Source organism: Halosolutus gelatinilyticus (assembly GCF_023028105.1).
GTDB lineage: Archaea > Halobacteriota > Halobacteria > Halobacteriales > Natrialbaceae > Halosolutus > Halosolutus gelatinilyticus.
This window is the reverse complement of sequence record NZ_CP095491.1, coordinates 3,310,207-3,326,590: the sequence shown is the minus strand read 5'-3', so window position 1 is coordinate 3,326,590 and position 16,384 is coordinate 3,310,207. Positions and strand designations below refer to the sequence as shown.

Annotated in this window: 17 protein-coding genes; 9 read left to right on the top strand and 8 right to left on the bottom strand. The window is 67.7% G+C overall.

The window, feature by feature from the left end; genetic code table 11:
* Positions 1-100: 100 nt before the first annotated feature.
* Positions 101-3,460 (top strand): disk-shape morphogenesis protein volactin, encoded by a 3,360-nt coding sequence (locus MUH00_RS16330; RefSeq protein ID WP_247000390.1) that lies wholly within the window; start codon positions 101-103, stop codon positions 3,458-3,460.
* A 19-nt stretch (positions 3,461-3,479) separates the two neighbouring features.
* On the opposite strand, the gene MUH00_RS16325 is transcribed toward MUH00_RS16330, so the two are convergent.
* Both MUH00_RS16325 and MUH00_RS16320 read right to left on the bottom strand, forming a co-directional pair.
* Complete coding sequence (locus tag MUH00_RS16325) at positions 3,480-3,842, bottom strand: cupin domain-containing protein (protein ID WP_247000388.1); 363 nt, start codon at positions 3,840-3,842, stop codon at positions 3,480-3,482.
* Positions 3,843-3,892: 50 nt separating this feature from the next.
* A complete protein-coding gene (locus MUH00_RS16320) occupies positions 3,893-5,140 on the bottom strand; it encodes an MFS transporter (protein WP_247000386.1) in 1,248 nt (415 codons plus the stop codon).
* 172 nt (positions 5,141-5,312) lie between these two features.
* On the opposite strand from MUH00_RS16320, the gene MUH00_RS16315 reads away from it, so the two are divergent.
* Both MUH00_RS16315 and MUH00_RS16310 read left to right on the top strand, forming a co-directional pair.
* Positions 5,313-5,978: a class I SAM-dependent methyltransferase gene (locus tag MUH00_RS16315; protein ID WP_247000383.1), complete on the top strand. Its 666-nt coding sequence runs from the start codon at positions 5,313-5,315 to the stop codon at positions 5,976-5,978.
* 109 nt (positions 5,979-6,087) lie between these two features.
* Positions 6,088-6,228 (top strand): rubrerythrin-like domain-containing protein, encoded by a 141-nt coding sequence (locus tag MUH00_RS16310; protein ID WP_247000381.1) that lies wholly within the window; start codon positions 6,088-6,090, stop codon positions 6,226-6,228.
* 89 nt (positions 6,229-6,317) lie between these two features.
* Here MUH00_RS16310 and MUH00_RS16305 read toward each other — a convergent pair whose 3' ends face one another.
* Positions 6,318-6,788, bottom strand: a complete 471-nt coding sequence (locus MUH00_RS16305; protein ID WP_247000379.1) for a DUF7992 family protein — start codon at positions 6,786-6,788, stop codon at positions 6,318-6,320.
* A 113-nt stretch (positions 6,789-6,901) separates the two neighbouring features.
* On the opposite strand from MUH00_RS16305, the gene MUH00_RS16300 reads away from it, so the two are divergent.
* From MUH00_RS16300 to MUH00_RS16285, 4 genes are all read left to right on the top strand, one after another.
* Entirely contained in the window at positions 6,902-7,309 is a 408-nt protein-coding gene (locus tag MUH00_RS16300; RefSeq protein ID WP_247000377.1) for an SHOCT domain-containing protein, read from the top strand.
* A gap of 61 nt (positions 7,310-7,370) precedes the next feature.
* Positions 7,371-8,150, top strand: a complete 780-nt coding sequence (locus MUH00_RS16295) for an HAD-IIA family hydrolase (protein WP_247000374.1) — start codon at positions 7,371-7,373, stop codon at positions 8,148-8,150.
* A gap of 121 nt (positions 8,151-8,271) precedes the next feature.
* Positions 8,272-9,186: a DMT family transporter gene (locus tag MUH00_RS16290; protein ID WP_247000371.1), complete on the top strand. Its 915-nt coding sequence runs from the start codon at positions 8,272-8,274 to the stop codon at positions 9,184-9,186.
* A gap of 60 nt (positions 9,187-9,246) precedes the next feature.
* Entirely contained in the window at positions 9,247-10,299 is a 1,053-nt protein-coding gene (locus MUH00_RS16285; RefSeq protein WP_247000369.1) for a S66 family peptidase, read from the top strand.
* 18 nt (positions 10,300-10,317) lie between these two features.
* Here MUH00_RS16285 and MUH00_RS16280 read toward each other — a convergent pair whose 3' ends face one another.
* Positions 10,318-10,773, bottom strand: a complete 456-nt coding sequence (locus tag MUH00_RS16280; protein WP_247000367.1) for an acyl-CoA thioesterase — start codon at positions 10,771-10,773, stop codon at positions 10,318-10,320.
* A 92-nt stretch (positions 10,774-10,865) separates the two neighbouring features.
* On the opposite strand from MUH00_RS16280, the gene MUH00_RS16275 reads away from it, so the two are divergent.
* Both MUH00_RS16275 and MUH00_RS16270 read left to right on the top strand, forming a co-directional pair.
* Positions 10,866-12,638 (top strand): TraB/GumN family protein, encoded by a 1,773-nt coding sequence (locus MUH00_RS16275; RefSeq protein WP_247000366.1) that lies wholly within the window; start codon positions 10,866-10,868, stop codon positions 12,636-12,638.
* On the top strand, positions 12,635-13,267 hold the full coding sequence (locus MUH00_RS16270) for a zinc metalloprotease (RefSeq protein ID WP_247000364.1): 633 nt from the start codon (positions 12,635-12,637) through the stop codon (positions 13,265-13,267). The genes MUH00_RS16275 and MUH00_RS16270 overlap by 4 nt, the downstream gene beginning before the upstream one ends.
* 88 nt (positions 13,268-13,355) lie before the next feature.
* On the opposite strand, the gene MUH00_RS16265 is transcribed toward MUH00_RS16270, so the two are convergent.
* The 4 genes from MUH00_RS16265 to MUH00_RS16250 all read right to left on the bottom strand — a co-directional run bounded on the left by MUH00_RS16265 (position 13,356) and on the right by MUH00_RS16250 (position 16,182).
* Positions 13,356-14,111 (bottom strand): CehA/McbA family metallohydrolase, encoded by a 756-nt coding sequence (locus MUH00_RS16265; RefSeq protein WP_247000363.1) that lies wholly within the window; start codon positions 14,109-14,111, stop codon positions 13,356-13,358.
* A complete protein-coding gene (locus tag MUH00_RS16260; RefSeq protein WP_247000362.1) occupies positions 14,108-14,803 on the bottom strand; it encodes a CDP-alcohol phosphatidyltransferase family protein in 696 nt (231 codons plus the stop codon). Before MUH00_RS16260 ends, MUH00_RS16265 begins: the two co-directional genes overlap by 4 nt.
* Before the next feature lie 127 nt (positions 14,804-14,930).
* On the bottom strand, positions 14,931-15,533 hold the full coding sequence (locus MUH00_RS16255; RefSeq protein ID WP_247000361.1) for a GNAT family N-acetyltransferase: 603 nt from the start codon (positions 15,531-15,533) through the stop codon (positions 14,931-14,933).
* A 73-nt stretch (positions 15,534-15,606) separates the two neighbouring features.
* A complete protein-coding gene (locus tag MUH00_RS16250) occupies positions 15,607-16,182 on the bottom strand; it encodes a metal-dependent hydrolase (protein WP_247000360.1) in 576 nt (191 codons plus the stop codon).
* Positions 16,183-16,384: the final 202 nt, after the last annotated feature.

Here is a 16,384-nt window from a genome sequence, read left to right as displayed (position 1 = left end):
TGGAGGGATCGCCCGCATTCGGCGCAGGCGATCGGGGCTGGTTTTCAGTTCTGGTACTCAGAGCCAAAGGTCCAAGAGGATCGTCTCGGTTGCGGTGGCCATGGGATACGGTCTCGACATCGGACCCGGGGCGATCCGGTCGGCTACCGGCGGGCGCGACGAGCCGTCGATCGAGTCGGCGCCGGCGATCGTCCTCCCCGCCGACGAGGGGACGCTCGGCGAGGCAGGGGTCTCGGACGCGGAGGGGACTGCCCGTACCGTCGACCACGACGGTACGACGTACGCCGTCGGAACGGCCGCGCGAACCGTCGCGGACGGCGCGGACGGCGGCGAGCCCACGTCGCTGTTCTCGGACGGCGTTCTCGTCGTCGACGGGCACGCCGAACCGGCGCTCGCCGCGATCGTCGACGACGTTCTCGACGGCTCGATCGACGGCCGGCTCTGTTACACGACGCCCGGGACGGTGCTCGACGCCGAAGCGCCGACGGCGGCCCACCGGACGGCCGTTGAATCGGTGCTCGAGGACCGGGCGGACGACGCGACGCCGATCAGCCGCGGGTTCGCCGTCGTCTACGATCAACTCGCGGGCGACAACTACACGGGGCTGGGCATCTGTCTCGGGGAGCAAACGACCAGCGTCGCCCTCTCCTACTACGGCGTGCCGGTGCTCGCGTTCTCGATCGCGACGGGCAGCGAGCGGATCGTTCGGCAGGCGGCCGCGGAAACGGGGGAGGCGTCGGCGCGGGTCGCGGCGGTCCTCGAGGAGTTCGTCCTCGATCCGAACGCGGCGACGGGCGACATCGAGAGTGCGCTCGCACAAGCGTACGACGCCCTGATCGGCGAATTGATCGACGCGATCGGAACCGAGGCGGACGCCGGCGACGTCCAGCAGGGACTCGCGGTCCCGATCGCGGTCGCCGGCGACGGCGCGGTCGAGGGCGTCGAGTACCTGATCGGCGGCCGATTCGACGCGGCCGACCTGCCGTTTTCGATCCGCGGCGTTCGACTCGCCGACGACCCGGCGGCGAGCGCCGCGCGGGGCGCGCTGGCGGCCGCGGCCGACGACGTCGACGCCTTCGAAGAGGTCACGTGGTCCGAGTCGACGGCGGATCCGGACGATCGCGCCGGGGCCGTAGACGCCGCGGAGATGGGCGGGAACGCCGGCGCCCCTTCCGGATCCGACGCCAACCGGACGGCGCTCTCGTTCGACGAGCCGTTCGACGCCGATCGCGACGACGCGCGGGCGAACGACGCGATCGACCAGTTGTTCGATCGGCTCGCGAACCGCGATGAGGAGATCCGGTCGGTCAGCGAGGCGGTCGACGAACTGGTTGCCGACCTCGAGTACGTGAGAGAGCGGGCGGCCCCCGCCGAAGAACTCGACGCCGTCGACGAGCAACTCGACGGCCTCGCGGCCGATCTGGCCGACCTCGAAGCCGAGAGCGACACTCACGCGACCGACGAGGACGTCGCGTCTCTCGAAACGGAATTCGGCGCGCTCGACGACGCGCTCTCGGACCTCGAACGGAACCTCGACGCGATCGACGACGACCTCGAGACGCTCGAATCGGCGACGGACGACGCGGCGAACGAACGCGGCGCCCTCGACGATCGACTCGACGCCCTCGGCGACGAGTTGACGGGGATCGACGATCGAACGGAGGCGCTCGGGAACCGAATCGAGACGCTCCGGGACGAGCTGACCGACCTGGAATCCGAGACGGCGTCCACGGCCGACCTGGACGCCGTCGACGAAACCGTCTCGGGGCTCGACGAGGTCGTTTCTCGGCTCGACGAAGAGCTCGCGGCGGTCGACGGGGAGACCGATCGGATCGCCACCCGCGTCCAGGGGCTCGCCGGGCGACTCGAGGAGGAGTCGACCCGGGTTGACGGGGTCGACGAGCGATTCGACGACCTCTCGGAGCGAACCGACGATCGACTCGACGCCCTCTCGGAGCGTGCGGACGACCTGTCGGCGGACGCCGACGAGCGATTCGCCGCCGTCGAGGCGACGATCGACGACGAGCTCGCCGCGGTTGACGAGGAACTCGCCGACGCCGCGTCCCGACTCGACCGGGGCGACGAGCGGATCTCGGAACTCGAGACGGCCGTCGAAGACGCGCGCGTTCGGCTGGAGTCCGTGGAGGGAGATTTCGCAGGCGTCGGCGATCGGCTGGATTCGGCGGTCGATCGAGTGGACGGCGTGGACGATCGGCTCTCCGCGACGGATGGCCGTATCGACGCGATCGACGACGATCTCGGCGGCGTCCGAGACGAGCTGTCCGACGTCCAAGCTGCTCTCGATCGGCGCATCGCGGCGGTTCGCGACTCGATCGCCGACCTCGAAGCGGAGACGGTCGATCCCGACCGGGTCGACGACGTCGACGCGGAACTCGCGGCGGTCGCCGACGACGTGTCGACCCTGGCGGCGGATCTCGCCGCCGTCGAAGAATCCGTCGAAGCGGTCGAAACCGAGACCGCGACGGCAGCCGACGTCGCGGCGGTCGAGCGATCGGTAGCCGACCAGGGCGAGACGATCGAGTCGATCGTCGAGGACCTCGACGGGATTGCGACCGACGTCGCGGCGGTCGAGGATCGACTCGCGGAGTTCGAAACGAGTCTGGCGGCCCGCCTCGAGACGCTCGACGATCGCGTGACGGACGTTCGATCGGAATTGGACGACCGGACGGACGAGATCCGGTCGGGCGCGGACGACGTCCGGTCCGAGCTGGACGATCGGCTCGGAGCGGTCCGGTCGGAGCTCGACGATCGACTCGACGAGGTGCGATCGGAGCTCGAGGATCGCGAGGACGACGTCAGAACCGAAACCGAAGCTCACGTCGCCGACGTGCGAGCGGCCCTCGAGACCGACGTCGGAACGCTCTCCGGACGGGTCGAGGCGATCGAGTCGCGCACCGACGACCTCGCTTCGCGCCTCGAAAACGACGACGGCGACGAGGCGGTGAGCGCCGTCGCGGCGGACGTCGCCGATCTCGCCGCGGCCGTCGAATCGCTCGGCGAGGACTACGAGTCCCTCTCCCGAACGCTCGCCGAGCTCGACGACGAACTCGAGACGGTCGTCGACGCCGATCCGACGGCGCGACTGGCGGACCTCGCCGATCGGATCGATCGGGTGGCGAACGACCTCGACGCCCTCGAGACGCGAACCGACGCGACCGCGGGCGGATCGGCCGCCGACTCGATCGCGGCCGACGTTGATTCGCTGGACGCTCGACTCGAGTCGATGCGAGACAGACTCGAGACGATCGATTCGCGGACCGACGGCGCGGAAGACCGAGCCGCGGGCGGGCTCGCGACGGCCGCGCTCGCCGGTTCCGGCGGCGCCGGCGTGGTGGCCGGTGGGACCGTCGCCCTCGCCGAAGTCGAGGCGACGATCGGCGGCGCGGCCGTCGTCCTCGGCCTCGCGCTGCTCGGCGTTGCCGTCGCGCTCGATCGCTGATCGAACCCGGTTGCTCGCGTTATTCTTCGTGGATCGCGTCGTCCTTGACGTTCGGCGCGCCGACGACGAGCACGCGACTCTCCTCGATCGCCTCGAGTTGGCGCCACGACTCCGGGGGTACCACGAGTACGTCGCCGGTCGTCAACTCCACGACCTCGCGGTCGTCCCGCTCGATCGTCGCCTCGAGCGCTCCGTCGAGGACGACGTATAACTCCTCTTGCTCCCCCTGGCGGTGGTACTCGTTTTTCTCGCCCGCGTCGTAGTGCCAGACGCTCGGGCGCATTCGCTCGGGTTTGAGTTCCAGCCCGATCGGGAGCAACGCGGGTTCGATGCCCTCGATGTCGCGGGGTTCGACGTCGTCGATGGCGATTCGATCGTACATGACTCGGCCTTCCACGGAGGGGCGGAAAAACCCGGCGCGCCTCGCGGCGACTAGAGGCGGGAGCGCCACTCGCCGTACCGATCGCTCTCGATGATCCACAGGAGCAGTCCGAGGAGCGTCGCCGTGACGATCGACGCGGCGAGCAACCGGAACGCCGTCCGGAACCCGGCGGTCTCCGAGAGCGCGCCGACGATCGCCGGTGCGATCGCGCCGGCGCCCATCAGGAACGTTCGGACGATTCCGAGGCCGCCGCCGGCGACGTCGTCGGGGATGGCTTCCATCAGGTACGCGCTCCGGACTGGTCGGTAGCCGTGTGCGCCGATCCCCACGGCGACGAGCAACCCCCCGAGCAGGACCGGATCGCCGGTTCCGGTCAGACCGACGAACAGCACCAGCGCGGTCGTGGCGAGCGCGAGCGTTCCGAGGATGAGCGTCAGCGGGCCGATCCGGTCGCTGAGTTCGCCGGTCGCGAGTTGGATCAAGCTCGCGAGGAAGAGGCCGCTGTATAGCAGGTTCGCCGTCGCCGACGTGAGTCCGGCCGCGTCGGTCAGGTAGAGCGGCGCGAACGCGACCAGGCCGTTGTAGGTGAACGAGAACAGAACGGTCACCAGCGCGAAGACGGCGAACCGCCAGTCCCGAAAGAGGGTGACGTACCTGCCCACTTCGCCCGCCGAGAGATCGGTCACCTCGCCGCGGTCGGCCTCCGACGGCACCCGCCGCGGAACCCGGAGGCGAAACGAGATCGCGAGCGCGAACCCGACGGTCCCGGCCGCGAGGAAGATCGCGCGCCAGCGATCGCCGAACGCGAACGGCAGGGCCGCTGCGGCGACGACCGCCGCCGGCGCGGCCACGCCGCCGAAGGCGCCGAACGTGTCGAGGATCCCGAGCGCCCGGCCAGTCCGCGCGGGGTAGGCCCGCGAGAGTAGACGGACGGCGACGGTCTTGTGCGCTCCCGTTCCGGCGCCCACCACGAGCATCGCCGCGACGAGGACGACGAACGGCGACTCGACGACGATCGCGAGAGACGCGCTTGCCGCCACCAGCGCTCCGGCCGTGATGAGCGTGACGGAGCCGAGGCGGTCGGCGAGCACGCCCGACGGGAACTGCATCGCGGCATAGACGAGCATGAAACCGGTGAACGCGGCCCCGAGGGCGGCGTTCGAGACGCCGTAGCTCTCCTGGAAGGCGCCGAACAGGGGCGGAAATACGTACCGGACGAACTTCGCCAGAAACCAGATCGCCGCGGTCACGACGAGCACGTCGAGGTGTGCGTACCGACGGATCGACTCGGGAACCATCACTCTTCGCCCCGATGGTGGCGCGTACACGGACGAGAATGCAACGATCGTGCTCGACCGCCACGGTCCGCGCTCGCAGGTTCGCGAGCACTCGCCGGCTCGCGATCGGCGATCCCGCGATCGATACTCGCCTCGGGCAACGCGGAAGTACGATCGGACCGAAATCGAGGTAATGGGCTTTCACACCTATCCGATCGAACGGGCCGACGCGCTCGAGGACCCGTCCCGGTACCGGTACTGTTCGCGGGAGGAACTGCTCGCCGCGCTCGACCCGACGCCGACGGACGTCGTCGCGGACCTCGGCTCCGGAACCGGCTTTTACACCGACGACGTCGCGCCGTTCGTCGAGACGATCTACGCCGTCGACGTCCAGTCGGCGATGCACGATCGCTACCGCGAGAAGGGCGCGCCCGAGAACGTCGAGTTCGTCACGAGCGAGGTGTCGTCGTTACCGTTCGCGGACGACCACCTCGACGCCGCGTTCTCGACGATGACGCACCACGAGTACGCGGGTAGCGTCGAGCGTGGCTCGACGGACGAGGCGAGTAGCGCGGAACGAAGTTCCACGAACAGTCGAGCGGCGAAGCCGCGAGACAACGGTGAAACCGCGAGCCCCGACGAAGCGTTGGCCGAATTCGCTCGCGTCGTCCGTCCGGGCGGGCGACTCGTGACGGTGGACTGGTCGGCCGACGGCGACGAAGCGGCGGGGCCGCCGGTGTCCGAGCGGTTCTCGATCGACGACGCCGTCGCCCACTTCGAAGTCGCCGGGTTCGACGTCGAAACGGCCAGCGCGCGACCCGAGACGTTCGCGATCGTCGCGCGTCTCGGGGAACAATAATTGGACATCCGAACAAAATAAGGGGGATTCTGCCAAGTCCTGGTCAGATACTATCCGTACTATGCGTATTAGGGCAACGTTTATGCCCGATATATGGTAACATATGACTATGGGATACACCGATCCGTACAAGCCCGGCCGACCGTCTTTCGAGTGTCCGACGTGTAGCTATCGAACGAGGACGGCCACGCCGGGGATCTGTCCACGCTGTAAGCAACAACTGCAAAACATCGCCGTCGCACGCGAGTGACGTGATTCGAGGGATCGCTCCGTCGGCACCCGCGATCGAATCGCGACGATCGTTCGCCGGCGATCATCGCGATCGCGTAGTCCGCCGGATTAATCGAAGTCCGGCAAATCCTCCGGCGGTTCGTACTCGGCCTCCCAGTCGATGTACTCTTCTTTCAGGATCACGGAGACGATCTGGCCGAACTCCGTGAGTTCGGCGTTGATCGACGAGACGGTCCCCCAGGTGTCGAGGTCGGGGTGGTACGTCCGCTCCTGCCAGTCCTCGGGGATCCCCGGAGCGTGGTAGCCGACGCGATCGGCGAAGTCGTCCCAGAAGAAGTCGAACTGCGAGAAGAGATCGAGGTCGCGGGCGATCTCGTACTCCCGGGATTCGAGGTCGGTGTCCCGGCGCCACTCTTCGAAGGCCTCCTCCCACGCGCCCTCCTCGAGAAAGCCCTGGAGTTCCTCCCGGCGGTAGTCGATCTCGGTCGGGTCGTCGGCGCTGATCGTCGCGTCGTCGTACTCGTTCGGATCGACGAACTCCAGTTCCGGCGGATCGGGGGCTTCGACCTCGAGCGTCATGTTTCGGGGTAGGACGGGTCGGCGGATAAGAATTCCCACCTCGCGCTGCGGCGGCCGTCGATCGCGACTGTCAATACCGCAGAATTATCCCGATCGCCGCCGTACCGACGCGTATGGGCAGCGAGTCAACCGGGGGCCGGGACTATAGCCTTACGGAAATCTTCGCGATCAAGTTCGTCCTCGCGGACGTGCTGATCATCGCGGCGTTGCTGTTCGCCGGTCCCATGTACGCCCTCGCGTTCACCGCACTGATGGTCGTTAGCGTCGTGCTCGTCTGGTATCTCAGCACGCGCGATCGTGACGACGAGCGCGACGCGACTCGAACGGAGTCGGAGACCGACGCCGACCACGCCGAACGAACCGCCCGCGACCCCGTGACGCGACTGCAGGAGCGGTACGCCGACGGTGAACTCGACGACGAGGAGTTCGAAGCCAGACTCGATCGGCTGCTCGCCGCCGACGAGCGGGCCGCGGAGGCGGGGGTCGAAACGGAGCAGCTGTCCCTCGAACGAACCGAGTGATCGACTTCCACCGGGGCTGGGATCCAAACACTCAATCCTCGATCGCCCGTACCGGCGGACGATGACTGCCTACGAGGCGGCGATTCTCGACGTCGATGGGACGATCGTCCGGGGCGACGAACTCATTCCCGGCGTGACGGACGGATTGCACGCGCTCGACGAGGCCGGCGTCTCCCGCCTGCTGTTCTCGAACAATCCAACCCGCGGCAGCGACCACTACGGCGAGACACTCGAACCGCACGGCATCGCGGTCGATCCCGAGACGGTGCTCACGTCGGCGACCGTGTCGGCGGAGTACCTCGCGGCCACTCACCCCGGCGAACGGGTGTTCCTCGTCGGGAGCGATCGCCTGCGGACGATCCTCGAGGACGCGACGGTGGAACTCGCCGACGATCCCGACGAGGCCGAGGTCGTCCTCGGCTCGTTCGACGCGGACTTTTCCTTCGGCACCCTCTGGGAGTCCCTCCGGGCGCTCGACGGCGATGTCCCGTTCTACGGCACCGATCCGGACGTGACGATTCCGATCGAGGACGGCGCGATTCCGGGCTCGGGGGCGATCCTCGCCGCGATGGAGGCCGTCGCCGGCCGCGAACCCGACGCCGTCCTCGGCAAACCGTCCGCGATCGCCGCCGAAGCGGCGACGAACCGCCTCGACGTCGCCCCCGATCGGACGCTAGTCGTCGGCGATCGGCTCAACACGGACATCGCGCTCGGCGCCCGGGCCGGAATGGAGACCGCCGTCGTCCTCTCGGGCGTTACGGACCGCGACGCGATCGCGGCCGCGGACGTCGACCCGGACCACGTTCTCGAGTCGCTTGCCGACGTGGGGACGCTGCTCTAACCCGCAGCGATCGACGCCGTCCCGGACCCGCCCCGACCGACGCCGCCGCGAACACCGCGCGCCGAACTGCTCGAATCGCCGGTACCGCTAGGGATTTCCGATCGACGAGAGTACCGCTGTCATGGCCCGCGCGCTCGACGTGGCGCTGTTTCTGCTGCTGGCGGTGCTGTGGGGGTTCTCGTTTCCGGCGATCTCGGTCGGACTCGAGTACCTGCCGCCGATCCTGTTCGCGGCCGTCCGGTACGACGTGGCGGCGGTGCTGTTGCTCGGGTACGCCGCGTTCAGGGCCGGAACGCGGCTACCGCGGGAGAAAAACGACGTTCTGGCGATCGTCGGCGGCGGCGTGTTCCTCGTCGCCGGCAACGGGATGCTGTTCTACGGCCAGCAGAACGTCCCGAGCGGCGCGGCCGCGATCATCCAGGCGCTGGTCCCCATCTTCACGGCGCTGTGGGCGCTCCTGTTGCTCGGCGAGCGCCTGTCGCCGCTCGGCGCGGCGGGCGTCGCGATCGGCTTTGTTGGGATCGGCTTCGTCGTTCGCCCCGATCCGACCAACCTGCTGGCCGGCGACACCGTGGCCCGGCTCTTCATCGTCTGTCAGGTGGTCAGCGTCGCGCTCGGCACCGTCCTCGTCCAGCGCGCCGGGCCGACGCTCCCCCGCATCCCGCTGACGGGGTGGTCGATGCTCGTCGGCGCGCTCGTCCTCCACGCCGTCAGCGCCGGTCTCGGGGAGGCGCCCGCCGTCGGCGCACTCGCGTCGACGGCGGTGGCCATGATCCTCTACCTGGGGGTCTTCTCGACCGCGATCGCCTTTCTGATCTACTTCACCATCCTGGAAGAACACGGCGCCTTCGAGGCGGCGCTCGTCGCGTACCTCGTCCCGATCGTCGCGACGATCGTCGGCGTGTTCGTCCTCGGCGAGTCGATCACCGCCCTGACGTTCGTCGGGTTCGGACTGGTCGCGACGGGCTTTGCGCTGCTGAAGCGCCGCGCGATCGCGGACGTGACGGGGATCGCCTCCAGCGTCGGCCGGCCGTGACCGTGCGCAAGAATGCCAAACCGCGGTCAACTTTTTGAAACGTGGGTTCGACGATCGACCATGGACGAGTTCGTCACCCCGCCGCCGCTCGAACGGGGCGATCGGATCGCGGTCGTCGCGTCGGCGTCGAACGCGGGTTACCGGTTTCCCCACGTCTACGAGCAGGGGCTCGATCGGCTCCGCGATCGGTTCGACCTGGAACCGGTAGAGTTTCCGACGACGTCAAAGTCCGACGACTACCTGTACGAGCACCCCGAGAAGCGGGCACGGGACGTGATGGACGCCTTCGCGGATCCCGACATTCGCGGGGTGATCGCGGTCATCGGCGGCAACGATCAGCTTCGGATCCTGAAACACCTCGACCCCGACGTCCTCCGGGAGAACCCGACTCGCTTCTACGGCTACAGCGACAACACGAACCTCGCGTTGCACCTGTGGAACCTGGGGATCGTCTCCTACTACGGGCCGTGCGTCATGACCGAACTGTCGATGGAGGGCGGCCTCTTCGAGCACACCGTCGAATACACCGAGCGGGCGTTCTTCGAGGATTCGTTCGGCGAACTTCGACCCGCCGACGAGTTCACCGACGAAATCGGCGACTGGGAGAATCCCGACTCGCTCTCGGAACCGCGAGAGACCGAACCCAATCCCGGCTGGCGCTGGGCCGGCGGGGACGACCCCGTGGAGGGCCGGCTCTGGGGAGGTTGTCTCGAAGTCCTCGACCAGCAGTTCCTGGCCGATCGCTACCCCCCCGACGACGAGGCCCTGGACGGCGCGATTCTCGCGATCGAAACCTCCGAGGAACTGCCGGACCCCGCCTGGGTGACGGGCGTGTTGCAGGCGCTCGGCGAGCGCGAGGTCCTCCGACGGTTCCACGGGGTTTTGGTCGGTCGCCCGGCCGCCCAGTCCTACCTCGAGTCGCGGCCGCCCGAGCGGCGAGAACGGTACAGGCAGGAACAGCGCGAGGCGATCGAGCGCGTCTTCGCCGAGTACAATCCCGACGCCCCGATCGTCTCGAACCTCGATTTCGGCCATACCTGGCCGACGACGCCGGTGCCGATCGGCGCTCGCGTGGCGATCGATCCAGCCGCGAAAACGATTCGCTTCGAGTGAGTCGTCGGTTCGAGCGACCTATCGGGAGCCGCCGTTCCCGTTCTCGCCTTCCAGCGCCACTTCGCGGAGCCGCTCCCCTTTTTCGCTGCTGACGGTCAGATCGGGAACCGGGGTCGGCCGGTTCCGGTCGTCGATCGCGACGTAGACGAAGTAGGATTCGGTCGTCCGCTCGCGTTCGCGCGTCCGCAGATCCTCGCGTTCCGTGATTAGCCGAACCTTGATGCTCGAGTTGCCGGCGTCGTAGACGTAGGCCGTGATGTACGCCGTATCGCCGACCGGGATCGGACGCTCGAAGTTCATCTGATCGACCCGGGCGGTCACGCACGTCTCCCCCGAAAACCGCATCGCGGACATCGCCCCGATCTCGTCCATCCACTTCATGACGTTTCCGCCGTGGGCGACTTCGAGATTGTTCGCGTGGTTCGGCTGAACCATCTCCCGGTTCTCGATCAGCGTTTCCATCAGGTCCGTCATCGGTGACAGTTGCCGAACGACGGCAATCAGTCTTGCCGTCTCGGTCTCTCCCGTCCGATACTGGTAAAAGTCGTCGCCGAGTGTTCCCGACAATGAGCGATGCAGGTGACGCCACCGTGCCCGAGCTTCCCGACCCGCCGTCGGGCGAGCGCGGCTCGGTGCACGTCCTCGGGACGGCACACGTCTCGCAGGCGAGCGTCGACGACGTACACGAGACGATCGATCGGGAAGATCCCGACGTCGTCGCCGTCGAACTCGACGAAGGGCGGTACCGACAGATGCAGGGCGGTGCGCCCGACGACATCGAAGCGAAAGATCTCCTCTCGGGGAACACGGTCTTTCAGTTCCTGGCGTACTGGATGCTCTCGTACGTCCAGTCGCGACTCGGGGAGCGGTTCGACATCGAACCCGGCGCGGACATGCGGGCCGCGATCGAATCCGCGGAGCGAAACGGCCACGGGGTCGCGCTCGCCGACCGGGACATTCAGGTGACGATCCAGCGGTTCTGGCGCCGACTCTCGTTCGCGGAGAAGTTGAAGATGATCGGCGGACTCGCCCTCGGCGTCACCGATCCCCGGACGATCGGGCTGACCTTCGGCGCGGTGTTCGGGGTGTTCGCCGGGGTCGTCTTCGGCGCCTTTCTGGCGCCGTTGCTCGGGTACGGCGACCTCCTCTCGCTCGGCGTGACCGATCCCGCGACGCTCCGCTACGTGGGCGCCGCGGGCGTCGGCGCCATCGTCGGGTTGTTCATCGGATTACTCTTTCTCCCCTCGCTCGAGTCCGGAGGCCAGGACACCGGCGGGCTCGTCAACGGCTTCACGATCCGACTCGTTGGCGGCGTCTTCCTCGGGATCGCCGGCTGTCTCGCGCTGGTGGCGACCGGGACCTTCGTCGGCCCCTTCTCCGCGGCGGCGTTCGAAGGTGCCGGAGGGTACGGGATCCGCGGGATCACCGGCGCGCTGGCCGGACTCGGCGTCGGCGTCGCGACCGGGGTCGTCTTCGGATTCGTCCTCGAGGCGATCGGCGGCGACGCCGAGGAGATCGACGAGATCGACATCGAGGAGATGACCGACGGCGACGTCGTCTCGGCCATGATGGAGGAGTTCCGGCAGTTCAGCCCGCGCGGCGCGAACGCGCTGATCGACGAACGCGACGCGTACATCGCGCACAACCTCCACCAGCTTCGAGAGCAAGGGTACGACGTCGTCGCCGTCGTCGGCGCGGGACACAAGGCGGGGATCGAACGCTACCTGTCGAATCCCGGCGACCTTCCGCCGATGGAGTCGCTGACCGGAACCGCCTCGGGACGCCGGTTCTCGCCGCTCAAGATCGTCGGCTATCTCGTGATGGTCGGGTTCGTCGGCTTCTTCTTCCTGTTGCTCATGGCGGGCGTCCAGAACAGGTTCCTGCTCCAGCTCTTTCTCGCCTGGTTCCTGTTCAACGGCGTCTTCGCGTTCACGCTGGCTCGCCTGGCCGGCGCTCGCTGGACGAGCGCGGGCGTCGGCGGCGCGGTCGCCTGGTTGACGAGCATCAATCCGCTGTTGGCTCCCGGCTGGTTCGCCGGCTACGTCGAACTCAGACACCGTCCGGTCAACGTTCGCGACATCCAGACGCTGAACGAGATCATCGGCGACACGGATCGGCCGATTCTCGAGGCGTTCGAGGACATGTTCGACGTCCCGCTGTTCCGCCTGATCATGATCGTCGCGCTGACGAACATCGGGAGCATGATCGCGACGTTCCTGTTCTTTATCGTCGTCGTCCCCTGGATGGGACACGAGGTCGGCGGCGTCGAGGCGTTGATGGGCGAGCTCATTCAGGGCGCGGAGAACAGTCTCGAACTGATTCGGGAGATCCTCTCATGAGCTATCGAACGCGAGGGGAGCCGGAGCCTGAACTCACGTTCAGCGACAAGGAGCTGTTCGACCTCGGCCTCGCCTGGGTCACGCTGAGCGTCGCCTTCGCGCTGCTGCTGGCGCCGATTCATCTGGGAGGCGTGACCCTCGGCTCGTTCGTGGTGATGATCGGACTGAGCTTCGTCACCGTGGGCGTCGCCTTCCTGTTGCACGAACTCGCCCACAAGGTCGTCGCGATCGAGTACGGCCAGATCGCGGAGTTCCGCGCGGACTACCAGATGCTCTTCCTGGCGATCATGAGCGCTCTGATCGGCTTCCTCTTCGCCGCGCCGGGGGCGGTCTATCACCGCGGGCGGATCACGGTGCGGGAGAACGGTCACATCGCGCTCGCCGGACCGGTAACGAATCTCCTGCTCGCGCTCCTGTTCTTCCCGTTGCTGATCTTTCCGGGGATCCTGGGAACCGTCGGCCACCTCGGGGTCCTGATCAACCTCTTTCTGGCCGCGTTCAACATGATCCCGTTCGGCCCGCTCGACGGGAAGTCGGTGCTCCGGTGGAGTAAACCCGTCTTCGCCCTGGCGTTCGGCGCGAGCGGGCTCCTGCTCGTCGGCTTTTACTCGATCTTCGGATTCATCTAAGCCGACCGCTCGCGTCGACGGCCGGAACCGTCGGCGCGATCCGACGGCGGTCGGATCGCGTTCGGTTTCCGAGGTATCAGGTCGTCGCTCATCCGAAGTGGCGGAGCCGTCCTAGCCCGGATCGGAGTTTGAACCCGACGTTCGTCGCGTACTTCCGCGCCCACCGCGTCGTCGGGGCCAGCGAACCGATCGGGGCGGTTCGCCCCGCCGCGATCGCCGCGAGAAGGGCGTCTTGTTCGACCGGATCGGCCTCGTCGGACTCGAGGAAGACGTTCGTGTACGCCCTGCCGAGAACGCAGGGTGCGTGGGCGTCGCTGCCCGCGATCGTCGGCACGCCGCGATCGGCTGCAAATCGGAAGGCCTGGCGGTTTCGAATCCCGGTGAGTCCCATCGCGTTGTGGACTTCGATTCCGTCGCAGTCGTCGATAACCGACCGAGCGACCCCGTGACGACTCCGCTGAAAGGGGTGCGGAACGACGGCGATTCCGCCGCGATTGCGGATCTCGACCACCGTTCGATCGAACGGCCGACCGGGTTCGGGGCAGCGATCGACGCCGATCGCGAGAACGTGGCCGTCGCGACTCGACACTTCGGCACCCGGGATCCCGACCAGTCCGTACTCGGGAGCGATTTCGGCCGCCGCGAGCGACTGCTCGATCGCATCGTGGTCGGTGATACAGACGCCGTCCAGGCCGATCTCGGCGGCGCGTTCGAGGACGTCCACGATCCGCGTCCGACAGTCGTAGGATCCCTCGGAGTGGACGTGGAGGTCGATCGAGACGGACCGAGAGGCCGCGTCGACGGGTTCGGACGGTCCCCGGTCGGAGGCTCGGCCCGAGGTCATAGATAGCCGAGTTCGAGCGCGACGGCGACGACGCTCGCCGCGATGCCGCCGGCCGCCACGAGAACGTGGCCCACGTTCGTCTTGTAACAGCGATAGTTCGAGATCATGAGCGGCGCGACGGCCAGGACGAGGGCGGCCGTGATCCAGCCGTTCCAGGCGTCGACGAACTGCGCGAGGATGTACGCGCCGACGACCACGACGTTGACGTGAACGACCGTGATGCCGCGGTAGAAACTCCCCTGATCGTCCGAACTAAAGCCCTCGTGGGCGTGACGGACGAGCCGCAGGCCGCCGAAGCCGGCGATCGCGAAACCGACGACCAGGCTCGCCACGAACGTCGGCGCGAGCGCGACGTGGTAGATCAGCGCAGCGGTGACCAGATACGCGAAGACGTCGATGAAGGAGTCGATCTGGAGCCCGTACTCCGACCCGTAGCCGCGCCTCGCGACGTAGCCGTCGAGCTTGTCGAACCCGAACGCGGCGAACATGGCGACGATCCCCCAGTTCAGTTCGCCGGAGACGATGAGCAACGCGGCGGTCCAGGCGAACAGCAGCGACGTCAAACTGCAGTAATCGGCGATCGAGAGCGCCCTGAGAAAGTCGCCGTCGGAGAGTTGCGTTCGGTCGATCGTTGCCCGGGTTCGCCACTCGCGAAGGTTCCCCAGCCCGATCGGGGGGTCACGGTCACTCATAGCTGGCATCCGGAGCATCGGAGACCACGCAGATAAGTTTATTCGACATACTCTATATATCGAAAAATACCTCTAACAAGGTACACGAAGCTCTCGGTAGCGACTAGGCGATTGCTCTCAATAGCCGTCAGGGGTCGGCGGAGCGCCAGCGTTTTTCGAACGGGCCGCAGCGGACGTACCGCCGCCGGGTACCGGGATCGAAGCCGTGGGACTCGAACAGCCGCCGCGACGGACGGTTGTCGACCGCGATCAGCGCGTACAACGGGCGGACTCCCCACCGGCTCCGGGATTCTCCGATTGCCGCCGCGAGCAACCGCGAACCGAGACCCCTGTTTCGGTGGCCCGGGGCGACGTAGAGCCGCCAGACGTACGGACCGTCGAACGCCATCTCCCGATCGAGTTCCGCGATGTGGATCGTCTCGTCGAAACTGAGGAATACCTGGCCGATCGGCGTCTCGCCGTCCCGGGCCACTACCACCAGATCCGCGGCGCTCGCGTCGGCCGCCTTGTACGGCACGTCGAGCTCGTCCCGCGTCGCCTCGTCGGACGGCTCGCGAACCGCGAGGTCGATCGTCGGCGCTCCGCCGCCGTTCGGCGTCCCATCGTACGCCGAAGCGGGTCGGCGAAACGTATCCAGCGCGGCGGCCGCGAATCCGCGCCGGCGAAGGCGGTCGTAGAGCGCTCGACCGTACCGGTTTCGCGTGAGTTTCCACAGCGGAAGTCCGCCCATCTACCGCTCACCGTCCGTGGCCATGCGGCGGGCTTCGCGCTCGAGTCTTGTGAAGATGCGCGCTCGCTGCGGCTCAGGGGAGCGGTATCGATCGCGACGCGGCGTCGATCAGGTCGGGGATTCGCTTGCGGACGAGCGCGAAGAGTCCGGAGAACAGCACGAGCCCGATCGCGAGCCGATCGAACGCCGACGGCGTCGCGGTAGTGACGACGACGATCCCGCAGACGGCCGTCAACAGGAAGTCCTCGGGCGCGCCGGCGTACCGAACCCACCGCTTCGGCCGGTGCCATCGTCCGAGGAGGTGATTGTAGACCGCCTCCTGCGAGGTTCGTCGCCACGGCTCCGGCTCGACGCCGCCGCCGAGGACGTCCACGACGGAGTGGAGGGCTGCGGAGCCGAGAAACGCGAACAGTACGACGCCCGCGACGGTGCCGTCGGCGTGTAGCCGGAGGCCGACGACGCCGGTCGCGACGGGGAGCAGCGCCGGGAAGTGGAGCGTCTTTCGGTGAGTCGCGACGAGGTCCAGGTCGGGAGCGACCCCGCCGAGGAACGCCGCCGCAAGAACCGCCGCAACCGGAGCGGGTTCGCCGACTCCCGGAAGTGCGACCGCCGCGACCGCGACGCCCATCAACGCGTGCGTCGTCGTCATCATAACGGAGTCCTTCAGCGATCGCCCCGTCCTACGACGCGGACGACCATATGCGTAGCCGTTCGTACCGAACCGATCGCCTCGAGAGCGCCGGGTGCGGATACGTACTCGAACCGACCCCTCCGGTGGCGTCGCTACCCGTCGCCGTTCGACCGCGATCGCGGCGGCCGCGCCCGTCGGACCGGTGGCCTTTTGCTCGCGC